This window comes from Streptomyces sp. JL2001 (assembly GCF_050917515.1).
Taxonomy (GTDB): Bacteria; Actinomycetota; Actinomycetes; order Streptomycetales; family Streptomycetaceae; genus Streptomyces.
The window spans coordinates 2236879-2248992 of the sequence record NZ_CP169421.1; the positions used below are offsets into that span (position 1 = coordinate 2236879).

Here is a 12114-nt window from a genome sequence, read left to right on the forward strand (position 1 = left end):
GACCGAACTTCCTACCCAGAATGACCTGGGCGAGGTTCAGAGGGTCTGCGGCCTGACGGTGCCGCACTCTCAGCGCTGTGGCGCTCCCCTGTCGGAATATGCATATGTGTTCGAGCTCAGGCTACAAGGTCAGCGCTCCGCCGCCGCAAGCTGTCCACAGGCGCCGTCGATCTCCTGGCCGCGGGTGTCACGGACGGTGACGGGGACGCCGTGGGACGCGATGGCCTCCACGAACGCCTTCTCGTCCTCGGGGCGGGACGCGGTCCACTTGGATCCGGGCGTCGGGTTCAGCGGGATGAGGTTGACGTGCACCCGCTTGCCCTTGAGGAGCCGGCCGAGCAGGTCACCCCGCCAGGCCTGGTCGTTGATGTCCCGGATGAGGGCGTACTCGATGGAGATCCGGCGGCCGGACTTCTCCGCGTACTCCCAGGCTGCGTCAAGGACCTCGCGGACCTTCCAGCGGGTGTTGACCGGCACCAGGGTGTCGCGCAGTTCGTCGTCAGGGGCGTGCAGCGAGACGGCGAGACGGCACTTGAAGCCCTCGTCGGCGAACCGCAGCATCGCGGGCACGAGGCCGACGGTGGAGACGGTGATGCCGCGCTGCGAGAGCCCGAGGCCGTCCGGCTCGGGGTCGGTGAGGCGGCGGATGGAGCCGACGACGCGCTTGTAGTTCGCGAGCGGCTCGCCCATGCCCATGAAGACGATGTTGGACAGCCGCGCGGGCCCGCCGGGCACCTCGCCGTCACGCAGCGCGCGCATGCCGTCGACGATCTGGTGCACGATCTCGGCGGTCGACAGGTTCCGGTCGAGGCCGGCCTGTCCGGTCGCGCAGAACGGGCAGTTCATCCCGCAGCCGGCCTGCGACGAGATGCACATGGTGACCCGGTCCGGGTAGCGCATGAGCACGGACTCGACGAGGGTGCCGTCGTGCAGCCGCCACAGCGTCTTGCGGGTGGTGTCGTCGTCGCACGAGATGTGCCGGACCACGGACATCAGGTCGGGCAGCAGCTCCCCCTGCAGCTTCTCGCGGGAGGCCGCGGGGATGTCGGTCCACTCGGCGGGGTCGTGGGCGTACCGCGCGAAGTAGTGCGTGGACAGCTGCTTGGCGCGAAACGGCTTCTCACCGATCGCGGCGACGGCTTCCTTGCGCTCGGCGGGCGTGAGGTCGGCGAGGTGCCGCGGCGGCTTCTTGGCTCCGCGCGGGGCGACGAAAGTGAGTTCTCCGGGCTTGGGCATGGTGCTACCAGTGTCGCAGACGCGGGCATGTGGCCCTTCTCCTTCGGGGCGCACCGCCCCTTCCCGACTCCCGCGGGAAGGAACCGGGCGCGCCCGCACACCCGGCTTCCGCACGCCGACGGCCCGGCTCCCGCTGCGCTCGGGATCCCGGGCCGCCGGCGTGTGCGCTTCGGCTCGTTCGTTTCAGGGGTTGTCGATCGTGCCCGGGTCGACCCGGGCGCTGATGCCGTCGATGGCGCCGTCGGGTGCGAGCGTCACGTCGACGATGACGGGTTGGATGGGGTGCGGCGGGACGATCGGGTTGGGCGGGACGATGGGGTGCGGCGGGACGATCTTGAAGAAGGTGGGGTTGAAGGTCAGCGGGGTGATCGGGTCGGGTGGCCAGGCGACTTCGTCGGTGTCGCTGCCGACGAAGCGGTAGCTGTCGCCGCTGACCTCGCCGGTGCCGGTGGTGTTCAGCAGGGTGCTAGTCACACGGGCGGTGCCGCCGCCGCCCGAGTCGGTCTCGGTCACGACCCGGATCCGGATGCTGCCGGTGATGTCGATCGGCTCCGAGGAGAAGGCTCTGAACGTGCCGCTCAGGGGCAGCACGACGGTCTCCCGGTCGGTGATCGGTGCGGGCCGGGCCGCGGCGGTGGCCGTGGCTGCCGTGGTGACCAGGCCCAGCGTGGCGAGAACGAGGCTGGCTTTCGTGGCGGCGCGCGTGAGATGACCGCGCATGGGTGCTCCCATCGGTGAGGCGGGACCGCGTCTCCACGCACGTCCCGCGGACGGAATCCCAGCCTGTCCAGCCGACCGGACACGTGTCGCGCCGGACCGGACCGGTCGAGTGACGGCGCCCGCCCAGGGGCGGTCCGCCGCCGGACGGTCCGGAGGTCGCGTGCGGTGGTGGCTCACGGCTGCTGATCCGTGACTCCTGGCGGGACGGCGGCGGACGCGGAACGTTCCGCCGAGAGAGAGGGCCCTGCCCTTACCTCCTGAAGAGCCCGCCCTGCCACACCGGAGGAATCCGGGCGAGGGTGAACGAGCAAGACGCCGTCCCCACCCTCGTACCGTCCGGGCCACGACAGGCAACGCCTGACCGACTGGGCGAGAGTGACGAAAGGGGCCCGCGGCACCACGAACCGGAGAGGGCGAGATGCGGTACATCAAGCTGCGTGACCTGGAGGTTTCCCGGATCGGCCTGGGCGCGATGGGCATGTCCCACGGCTACACCGGCTCCGGTACCGATGAGGCGGAGTCGATCAGGGCCGTACACCGGGCGGTGGAACTGGGAGTCACCCTCGTCGACACCGCCGAGATCTACGGGCCCTACACCAACGAGGAGCTGCTGGGCCGGGCCCTGAAAGGGCGCCGGGAGAAGGTGGTGCTGGCGACCAAGTTCGGCCTCGTCTCCCACGCCGGGGCGGGCGCGTGGACCCTGGACTCCAGCCCGGCCAACATCCGGACGGCGGTCGAGGGCTCCCTGAAGCGGCTGGGCACCGACCACCTGGACCTGTACTACCAGCATCGCGTGGACCCGGACACGCCGATCGAGGAGACCGCCGGCGCCGTCAGGGAGCTGATCGACGAGGGCAAGGTGCGCGCCTTCGGCCTCTCCGAGGCGGGTCCGGACACGATCCGCCGCGCCCATGCCGTCCAGCCGGTCACCGCGGTGCAGTCGGAGTACTCGCTGTGGACCCGTGGTGTCGAAGAGCGTGTCCTGCCCGTCCTGCGGGAGCTGAACATCGGCCTCGTGCCGTTCTCCCCGCTGGGGCGCGGCTTCCTGACGGGCACCGTCCGTTCCACCGATCAGTTCGACGAGGGTGATTTCCGCCGCGGCAACCCGCGCTTCACCGGCGAGAACTTCCGGCGCAACCTCGTGCTCGCCGACGAGGTCGAGGCTCTGGCCGACGAGGCCGGCGCCACGCCCGCGCAGGTGGCGCTGGCCTGGCTGCTCGCGCAGGGCGACGACATCGCCCCGATCCCCGGCACCAAGCGGGTCAGCCGGGTCGAGGAGAACACCGGCGCCGACGCGGTCACGCTGACCGGCGAGCAGTTGCACAGGCTCAGCAGCCTGCCGCCCGCCGCCGGCGACACCCACACCGAGGCCCAGGCACGGATGCTCGAACGCTGATCACCCGCACCCCCCGGTTCGACCCCCGTGCTTCGACCCCCGTTCGGAGCAGCCCCCTCATGCGTGCAGCAGTGATGTACGGAGCTGGCGCCGTTCGCGTCGAGGACCGGCCCGAGCCGAAGATCGTCCAGCCGCCCCTGACCTCCCCCTCCATCCGCGCAGCGAAGGACATTCCGCTCATGCAGACCGTGATTCTCAACAACGGCGTCGAGATGCCGCTCCTCGGCTTCGGCGTCTACCAGATCCCCGCCGAGGACACCGAGCGCGCCGTCTCCGAGGCGCTGGCCGCGGGCTACCGCCTGCTGGACACCGCCGCCGCCTACGGCAACGAGGAGGCCGTAGGCCGCGCCATCACGTCCAGCGGCATCGCCCGCGAGGAGCTGTTCGTCACCACCAAGCTGTGGATCCAGGACGGCCCCGCCGAGGACAACGCCAAGCGCGCGTTCGAGACGTCCCTGAACAAGCTGGGACTGGACCACCTCGACCTGTACCTGATGCACCAGCCCTTCGGCGACGTCTACGGCCAGTGGCGCGCCATGGAGGCGCTGCTCCGCGAGGGGGCGGCCCGGGCGATCGGTGTCGCCAACTTCTACCCCGACCGGCTGGTCGACCTGATCGTCAACAACGAGATCACTCCGCAGGTCAACCAGATCGAGACGCACCCTTTCTTCCAGCGCGCCGACTACCAGGACCTGATGCGCGGGCACGGGGTGCAGATCCAGTCCTGGGGCGGCTTCGCCGAGGGCAGGAACGACCTGTTCACCAACCCGCTCCTGGCCGAGATCGGCACGTCGTACGGCAAGTCGGTCGCGCAGGTCGTGCTGCGCTGGCTGACCCAGCGCGGCGTCGTGGCCATCCCCAAGTCGGTACGGGCCGAGCGCATGGCCGAGAACATCGACGTGTTCGACTTCCGGCTCACCGACGAGCAGATGGCCCGGATCTCCGAACTCGACACCGGCAGCTCCCTGTTCTTCGACCACCGCGACCCCGAGATCGTCGCCGGGTTCGCCGGGCGCCGCCTGGGCGCCTGACCCGCGTCCGCCCCGGGGGCCGGCGGCGGGTGCGATGAGCGGCCTGGGCACCACAGCACGCGACGACGCGGCCTCCTGCCGCGGCGCCGCCTTCGCCGACGGACTGGCGGTCCGAGGCGAAGAAGTCGGTCAAGCCGATCGCGCCCCGGGCAGGGACGTGGCGGGGCGGAAGCGGGCGGTCACGCCTTCCGCTTCGCGTCGATCTCGTCGATGAGGCCCTCGATGAGGGTCCTGATCTCGTCGCGGATGGGGCGGACGGCGTCGACGCCCTGGCCGGCCGGGTCTTCCAGGGCCCAGTCGAGGTACTTCTTGCCGGGGAAGACCGGGCAGGCGTCGCCGCAGCCCATGGTGATGACGTAGTCGGACGCCTGGACCGCCTCGGTGGTGAGGACCTTCGGCTTCCGGTCGGAGATGTCGACGCCCACCTCGGCCATGGCCTCGACGGCGGCCGGGTTGACCCGGTCGCCCGGGATCGAGCCGGCGGAGCGGACCTCGATCCGGTCCCCGGCGAGGTGGTCCAGGAATCCGGCGGCCATCTGGGAGCGGCCTGCGTTGTGGACGCAGACGAAGAGCACGGAGGCGAGCGGAGCAGTCATCGGTTCATCCTCGGGGGACGGCGCGGTCGCGGCGGGAAGCGCCGGTCGAGTAGGCAGAGAGATCAGCCAGGGCTGGCATCAGCCCGAAGTGATGTGACAGTATCAGCCCATGCTGACGTCAGTCGATACTGATCTGATCCGGGTGCTGGGTGACCCCCTGCGCCTCCAGATCGTGACCCTGCTCGCCCGCGAGACACTGTGCACCACCCACCTCGTGGAGGAGACCGGCGCCAAGCAGACCAATCTCTCCAACCACCTGAAGGTGCTGCGCGAGGCCGGGGTCGTCGAGACGGAGCCCTGCGGCCGGTTCACCTACTACCGGCTCAGGCCGGACGTCATCGAAGCCCTGGCCGGACGGTTCGCCGCCCTCGCCGAGACCGCGCGCACCCACGCCGACACCAAGAGAGCCTGCCCGTAGCCTCTCGCCCCGCCTGCCGAGGAGACCCCGCCCGTGACCGCCACCGAGCCCGCCGCGAGCGACGCCATAGCCTCCGGCGCGCCGCCGCAGCCGGCGCCGGGCGCCACCCCGCCCCGCGCGCCCCTCGCCGCCCGTGCCACCGCCGAGCTCGTCGGCACCGCAGCCCTGGTGGCGATCGTCGTCGGTTCCGGCATCCAGGCCACCCGGCTCACCGACGATGTCGCGCTGCAGTTGCTCGCCAACTCCACCGCCACCGTCTTCGGCCTCGGCGTCCTGATCGCCCTGCTCGGGCCGGTCTCCGGCGCCCACTTCAATCCGGCCGTCACCCTGGCCGAGTGGTGGACCGCCCGCCGCGGCGGCGCCGGGGTCGACGCGCGCGAGCTCGCCGTCTACGTCCCCGCCCAGGTCGCCGGCGCGATCGCGGGCGCCGTACTGGCGGACGCGATGTTCGGCGAACCGCTCGTGAAGTGGTCCACGCACGACCGCTCGGCAGGGAACCTGCTGCTCGGCGAGGTCGTGGCGACGGCCGGCCTGATCCTGCTGATCTTCGGCCTGGCCCGTACCGACCGGCTCCGCTTCGCACCCGTCGCGGTCGCCTCGTACATCGGCGCCGCCTATTGGTTCACGTCGTCCACGTCCTTCGCGAACCCCGCGGTGACGATCGGCCGGGCCTTCACCGACACCTTCGCCGGCATCGCCCCCGTCTCCGTCCCCGCGTTCATCGGCGCGCAGCTGATCGGCGCCGTCGTGGGCCTGGCCCTGGTCGCGGTCGTCTTCGTGCGTGGCACCGCGGACGCCGACTGACGCACGCCGCGGAGGTGAGGGAGATCGGCGGCGGCCGGGCGGGGCTCGCCACCGGTCACCTTGCGCAAGGTGGCGCGAGAGCGACCCCTGGGCGAGAAGCGGGCAGGACGACGTTCGGGACCTCAGGCCTCGGCGGCCTTGGTGAGCAGCTGTCCCATCGCGGCGAGGACGGCGGGCTCGACGCGGTAGTAGACCCAGGTCCCGCGTCGCTCGGAGGAGAGCAGGCCGGCTTCCTTCAGCTTCTTCAGGTGGTGGGAGACCGTGGGCTGGGAGACGCCGACGTCGGAGATGTCGCAGACGCAGGCCTCGCCGCCCTCGTGCGAGGCGACCGCGGAGAAGAGCCGCAGCCGGACGGGATCGCCCAGGGCCTTGAACATGGCCGCGGTCCGCTCGGCCTCCTCCGCCGTCAGCGGGCGCTCGTTCAGCGGCGGGCAGCAGGGCTCGACCTCGGGCTCCAGCAGGGGCAGCACCTTCACATTCGACATATGTCTATGTTGACACATGTCGAACCAAGCTCCTAGGGCACAGCGGGTACGGGCCCTCGCACGGCATCTCGGGTCGACGCGTGCGACCCGGCCGGGCTCGCCGCTCACCATCGTCGCGAACGCGACGCACCCCACGCACCCACCCCCAGAATCGATGAACGTCTATGTTGACGTCTATCGATACAGGTGCCATGCTGAAGGCACCAAGAGATCGACAGACGTCGAAACACAAGGGGAATCGCCATGAACGCCACCGCCACCGAGCAGCTGCCCGTCGTGGTCATCGGAGCCGGCCCGGCCGGGCTGGCCGCCGCCGCCCATCTGGTCGACCGCGGCCTGGAGCCGCTGGTCCTCGAGGCCGGTGCGCAGGCGGGCGCGGCGGTGCGCGAGTGGGCGCACGTGCGGCTGTTCTCGACCTGGGGCGAGGTCACCGACCAGGTGGCCGAGAAGCTGCTCGCCCCCACCGGCTGGGTGAAGCCGGAAGCGGGCACCTACCCGACGGGCGGCGACTGGGCCGAGAAGTACCTCCAGCCTCTCGCCGACGCCCTCGGGGACCGGGTTCGCGTCGGTGCCCGGGTCACCGGCGTCTCCCGCGTCGGCCGCGACCGGATCGTCGACGCCGACCGCGACACCCAGCCGTTCACGGTGCACGTCGTCCACGCCGACGGCCGCGAGGAGAGGATCCTCGCCCGCGCCGTCGTCGACGCCTCCGGCACCTGGACCATCCCGAGCCCGGCCGGCGGCGACGGACTGCCGGCGCTGGGCGAGCGCGCGGCCGCCGACCGCGTCTCGTACCGCGTCCCCGACCTCAAGGACCCCGCCGCACGGGCCCGTCACGCCGGAAAGCGCACCGCCGTCATCGGCTCCGGAGCCTCCGCCTTCACCGCCCTGGCCTCCCTCGCCGAGCTCGCGAAGGCCGACGACGGCGACGGCACGCACGCCACCTGGATCCTGCGCCGGGGCATCTCCGGATCCACCTTCGGCGGCGGCACCGCCGACCAGCTCCCCGCCCGCGGCGCCCTCGGCCTCGCCGCGAAGGCCGCCGTCGACGAGGGCCACGCGGACGCCGTCACCGGCTTCCGCACCCAGGCGATCGAACGCGCCGGCGACCAGCTCGTCCTGGTCTCAGAGGACGGCCACCGCCTCGACCCGGTCGACGAGGTCATCGTCCTCACCGGCTTCCGCCCCGACCTCACCTTCCTCGACGAACTCCGCCTCGGCCTCGACGAGCGCCTCCAGGCCCCCGTCGCGCTCGCGCCCCTGATCGACCCGAACCAGCACTCCTGCGGCACGGTCTACCCGCACGGCGTGAACGAACTCTCCCACCCGGAGCCCGGCGTGTACCTGGTCGGCATGAAGTCCTACGGCCGCGCCCCGACCTTCCTCGCCCTCACCGGATACGAGCAGGTCCGCTCCGTCGCCGCCGCGATCGCGGGCGACCACGAGTCCGCCGAGCGCGTCGAACTCGTCCTGCCCGAGACCGGAGTCTGCGGCGGAGCCGGCCTATTCGACCAGCCGCAGACCGAGGAGGCGGCCGACGGCGGCGGCTGCTGCGCCCCCGCTCCCGCTCTCATCCGGATCGGCGCCGACGCCCCGGCCGCCTCCGGCGGCTGCTGACCCGCACGGATCACCCACTCACAGCAGGAGGACCGTCATGTCCCGTGTACAGCTCGCCCTCCGCGTACCCGACCTGTCGGCGTCCGTCGCCTTCTACACCAAGCTCTTCGGTACCGAGCCGGCCAAGCTCCGCGACGGCTACGCCAACTTCGCCCTCACCGAGCCCCCGCTCAAGCTCGTCCTCATCGAGGGCACCGGCGACGACGACACCCGCCTGGACCACCTCGGCGTGGAGGTCGACAGCACCGACGCCGTCCAAGCCGCCACCGCCAGGCTGGCCCAGGAAGGTCTCGCCACCACCGAGGAGAACGACACCACCTGCTGCTACGCCCTCCAGGACAAGGTGTGGGTCCACGGCCCCGGCCGCGAACCCTGGGAGGTGTACGTCGTCAAGGCCGACGCGGACACCCTGGCCAAGCAGCCGGCCGGCGCGTGTTGCGCCGGACCGGAGACCGCCGACGCCCAGGCGGGCGAACCGGCCACCGCCGGTGCCGGTGGCTGCTGCTGATCACCTGATGACCCACCTTCACACCCGCGGGGCCGCGACCGGAACAGGGGACCGGTCGCGGCCCCGCGCCGTCCTGCCCGCGCTGTGCGCCACCCAGATCACCAGCTGGGGCATCGTCTACTACGCCTTCCCCGTCCTCGACCCCGAGATCACCGGCACCACCGGCTGGTCCACCACCGCCACCATGGCCGCGTTCTCGCTCGCCCTCGTCGTGTCCGGCATCGCCGGCATCCGCGTCGGCCGGATCATCGACCACCGCGGCCCCCGCACGGTCATGACCGCGGGCTCCGCCCTCGGCACGGCGAGCCTGGTGGTCGTGGCACTGGCCCCGAACCTGCCGGTGTTCTTCGCCGGCTGGCTCCTGGCCGGACTCGCCATGTCCGCCACCTTCTACCAGCCCGCCTTCGCCGCCATCACCCGCTGGTGGGCCCCCGGCCACGTCCGCGCCCTCACCCTCGTCACCCTCGCCGGCGGCCTCGCCTCCACCGTCTTCGCCCCCCTCACCGCCACCCTCGCCGACCACCTCACCTGGCGCGCCACCTACCTCGTGCTCGCCGCGATCCTCGCGGCCGTCACGATTCCCGCCCACGCCCTCGCCCTGCGAGCCCCCTGGCCCCCGGCCCCGCCCGCCCCCGACCACACCGACGACACCCCGAGGACAGTCGTCCGCAGCCGCCCCTTCCTCCTGCTCACGCTCGCGTTCACCCTCTCGGCGTTCGCGATGTACGCCGTCGTCGTCACCCTCGTCCCGCTCCTGATCGAACGCGGCTGCACCACCACCCAGGCCGCCTGGGCCCTCGGCCTCGGCGGCGCCGGCCAGACCCTCGGCCGCACCCTCTACGCCCCGCTCACCCGCCACACCGGAACGACCACCCGCACCGTCGTCCTCATCACGCTCGGCGCCCTGACCACCGCGGCCCTCGCCGCCGTCCCCGGCCCCTACGGCCTGCTCATCGCCGCGTCGGTCGCGGCGGGCGTGGTCCGCGGCAACCTCACCCTCCTCCAGGCCACCGCCGTCACCGACCGCTGGGGCACGCAGCACTACGGCCGGCTCTCCGCGATCCTCGGTGCGCCCGCCATGACCGCCGCCGCCCTCGCCCCCTTCGCCGCCGCCCTCATCGCCCCGCGCATCGGCGGCATCCCCCAGCTCTTCCACCTGCTCGCCGCCCTCGCGCTGGCAGCCGCCCTCGTCGCCGCCGGCACCGCCCGGGGCGGGGGCCCCGGCGGGCCCACGGAGCCGGTTCGGAGCTGACGACGGCCGGCCGGGGCCGCCGTCCGGCCGACCCGGGCCGCCCCTAGGGCGTGTTGCGAAAGTCCCGCCTGCCCGGGCGGAAGGGGGCGGTGGTGGTCGCCGACGGCCGTTGCAGACCGTCTCCGGGGGCACTCCCACGACCCTCGACCCCGTCGTCGCGTGAAGCGGACTTCTCCACGATCAGCCGTTCGGCGCGATCCCCCGACCTCGCATAATCGACACACCATCAACAGCAGGGGGACGAGCCGTGTCGATCACCAGAGCCTTAACCAGGACTCACCCGAGCATCGCCCGGGCCCTGGCGCGCGAACGGCTCCAGGAGCGACGCGCCTGCCGAGCGGCCGGCGAACAGGCGCTCGCGAACCTCGATCTCGCCCTCACGTGCCTGGGACTCGCCACGAACGGCCTGCCGCACACCCGCTTCGGCCTCGCCGCCTGGTTCTCGGTCCCCGGCCACCGCGGAGTCCGCTCGCTCGCGGCGGGGGCCTTCGCCGGCTTCCTGACAACCGCCCTGCTCACGCAGTGGCTGTTTCCTCTGGAGATCGACGCCCTGCGCCCGGTCGTCTCCGACGAGTTCGCCGACCAGGCGCTCCTCGCGTTGTCGTACCGGAGGATGTCCGACCTCCTGCCACACCGCGGCGCGCCCGTCGCCCCCATCGTGACGGCCCTCCTGATCATGCTGGTCACGATGCTCGCCATCGGCGCGGCCCTCGGCTACCCGCTCGTCGCGCGGTTCCGCCGTCGCCGCCCCGACTTTCCCTACGCGCTCCTGGGCAACACGGCACGCGCCCTCAGTCTGTGCGCGATCCTCTACGGCTCGGAACCCGCCGACCGGCTCCAGGCGATGCGCGAGCTCGACGGCCGCTCCCGCCGAATCGAGCAGAACGTGCTCAGCGCCTACCGTGACTCCCGCCTCATCCCCCGCCGATCGCACCGCGTCGCCCCCGCCCGGCAGCACGGTCGGCACGTCGCCGCAGCCCTCAGGCAGCAACTCGCCCAGATCGACGTCGACCCCCGCCAAGGAGCCCGCCACTACGCCGCGATGGTCGCCGAGATCGGGGAACGCTACGCCCAGGGCAGGGTGAGCGGCCTCCTGCCCGAGGAGAAGCTCGCCGGCGTCACACCACCGTCCCGGGCCCTGGCCGCGTTCCGCGAGACACTCCACATCGCCGGCGGAATCGCCGCCGCGGTCCTCGCCGCCATCGCCACCGCGGCGCTCCTGCCTCGACTCGGCTTCGTCCCCGAAGACCTCCGCCCCTGGCTGGTCGCGGGCGTCGCCGCCGTCGCCGGCATCCTCGCCGCGGGATGGCACCGAGTGGCCCGCCTCGTCCCGCTCCTCGGTCCCTGAGACTGCGCCCTCCGGCCCGCTCCCGCTAGGTTCCTCGACATGAAGATCGGGGAGTTGGTGGGGGCGGGCCGGACGGCGGACGTGTTCGCGCTGGACGACGGTCGGGTGCTCCGTCGCTATCGGAACGGTGACGACGCCAAGGACGAGGCCGCCGTGATGGCCTACCTGGCGGAGAGCGGGTTTCCGGTCCCCGCCGTATGGCCGGGGACGGCCGCGGGTGAGCTGGTGATGCAGCGGCTGTCCGGACCGACGATGGTGGAGGCCCTGGCCGGCGGCGCGATCACGGCCGAGCAGGCGGGCGAGATGCTGGCGGAGCTACTGCGACGTCTGCACGCCGTCCCGGCGCGCCTGTCCGCGGACCCCGGTCATCGGGTGCTGCACCTGGACTTCCATCCCGAGAACGTCGTACTGACGCCGCAGGGGCCGATGGTGATCGACTGGGCCACCGCGGAGGAGGGGCCGCCCGGCCTGGACGCGGCGATGGCCGCGCTGATCCTGGCTCAGGCCGCCCTCACGATGCCCGCCGTCTCCGTGATGGCCCGAGCCGTGCTCTCCTCGCTGCTCCGGCATCTCGGCGGCGTCGACCGGGTGCATCTCGCGGAGGCCCGCAGGCGGCGGGCCGCCAATCCGACGCTCAGCGCGGAGGAGGTCGGCAGGCTCGACGAGGCGATGGCCCTGATCACCGGGACGGCCGGTCCTTGAC

General features: G+C 72.3%; 13 protein-coding genes. 9 read left to right on the forward strand and 4 right to left on the reverse strand.

Annotated features, from left to right (window positions below; all coding sequences use genetic code 11):
• Positions 1 to 129 precede the first annotated feature (129 nt).
• Complete coding sequence (gene rlmN, locus ACE1OA_RS09645; RefSeq protein ID WP_147979919.1) at positions 130 to 1236, reverse strand: 23S rRNA (adenine(2503)-C(2))-methyltransferase RlmN; 1107 nt, start codon at positions 1234 to 1236, stop codon at positions 130 to 132.
• 183 nt (positions 1237 to 1419) lie between these two features.
• Positions 1420 to 1956 (reverse strand): hypothetical protein, encoded by a 537-nt coding sequence (locus ACE1OA_RS09650; RefSeq protein ID WP_356604467.1) that lies wholly within the window; start codon positions 1954 to 1956, stop codon positions 1420 to 1422.
• A gap of 418 nt (positions 1957 to 2374) precedes the next feature.
• Here ACE1OA_RS09650 and ACE1OA_RS09655 point away from each other — a divergent pair, with 418 nt between their 5' ends.
• Both ACE1OA_RS09655 and ACE1OA_RS09660 read left to right on the forward strand, forming a co-directional pair.
• The gene (locus tag ACE1OA_RS09655; protein WP_432752644.1) at positions 2375 to 3352 is read left to right on the forward strand and encodes an aldo/keto reductase; all 978 of its coding nucleotides are present in this window, start codon (positions 2375 to 2377) and stop codon (positions 3350 to 3352) included.
• A 179-nt stretch (positions 3353 to 3531) separates the two neighbouring features.
• Positions 3532 to 4383, forward strand: a complete 852-nt coding sequence (locus ACE1OA_RS09660) for an aldo/keto reductase (RefSeq protein ID WP_386541927.1) — start codon at positions 3532 to 3534, stop codon at positions 4381 to 4383.
• A 179-nt stretch (positions 4384 to 4562) separates the two neighbouring features.
• Here the strand turns inward: ACE1OA_RS09660 and ACE1OA_RS09665 are convergent, their stop codons facing one another.
• Entirely contained in the window at positions 4563 to 4979 is a 417-nt protein-coding gene (locus tag ACE1OA_RS09665; RefSeq protein ID WP_356604473.1) for an arsenate reductase ArsC, read from the reverse strand.
• A gap of 109 nt (positions 4980 to 5088) precedes the next feature.
• Here ACE1OA_RS09665 and ACE1OA_RS09670 point away from each other — a divergent pair, with 109 nt between their 5' ends.
• A complete protein-coding gene (locus ACE1OA_RS09670; RefSeq protein WP_356604475.1) occupies positions 5089 to 5397 on the forward strand; it encodes an ArsR/SmtB family transcription factor in 309 nt (102 codons plus the stop codon).
• 33 nt (positions 5398 to 5430) lie between these two features.
• Positions 5431 to 6201: an aquaporin gene (locus tag ACE1OA_RS09675; RefSeq protein ID WP_432752645.1), complete on the forward strand. Its 771-nt coding sequence runs from the start codon at positions 5431 to 5433 to the stop codon at positions 6199 to 6201.
• Between the two features lie 122 nt (positions 6202 to 6323).
• Here ACE1OA_RS09675 and ACE1OA_RS09680 read toward each other — a convergent pair whose 3' ends face one another.
• Entirely contained in the window at positions 6324 to 6686 is a 363-nt protein-coding gene (locus ACE1OA_RS09680) for an ArsR/SmtB family transcription factor (RefSeq protein WP_356604479.1), read from the reverse strand.
• A 243-nt stretch (positions 6687 to 6929) separates the two neighbouring features.
• Here ACE1OA_RS09680 and ACE1OA_RS09685 point away from each other — a divergent pair, with 243 nt between their 5' ends.
• From ACE1OA_RS09685 to ACE1OA_RS09705, 5 genes are all read left to right on the forward strand, one after another.
• On the forward strand, positions 6930 to 8303 hold the full coding sequence (locus ACE1OA_RS09685) for an NAD(P)-binding domain-containing protein (RefSeq protein WP_356604481.1): 1374 nt from the start codon (positions 6930 to 6932) through the stop codon (positions 8301 to 8303).
• Between the two features lie 37 nt (positions 8304 to 8340).
• Positions 8341 to 8811, forward strand: coding sequence for an ArsI/CadI family heavy metal resistance metalloenzyme (locus ACE1OA_RS09690; RefSeq protein ID WP_356775263.1), 471 nt, complete (start codon positions 8341 to 8343; stop codon positions 8809 to 8811).
• Positions 8812 to 8818: 7 nt separating this feature from the next.
• The gene (locus ACE1OA_RS09695) at positions 8819 to 10063 is read left to right on the forward strand and encodes an MFS transporter (protein ID WP_432752646.1); all 1245 of its coding nucleotides are present in this window, start codon (positions 8819 to 8821) and stop codon (positions 10061 to 10063) included.
• 247 nt (positions 10064 to 10310) lie between these two features.
• The gene (locus ACE1OA_RS09700) at positions 10311 to 11411 is read left to right on the forward strand and encodes a hypothetical protein (RefSeq protein WP_432752647.1); all 1101 of its coding nucleotides are present in this window, start codon (positions 10311 to 10313) and stop codon (positions 11409 to 11411) included.
• Positions 11412 to 11450: 39 nt separating this feature from the next.
• Positions 11451 to 12113, forward strand: a complete 663-nt coding sequence (locus ACE1OA_RS09705) for a phosphotransferase (protein ID WP_384872563.1) — start codon at positions 11451 to 11453, stop codon at positions 12111 to 12113.
• The last annotated feature ends 1 nt before the right edge of the window (position 12114 follow it).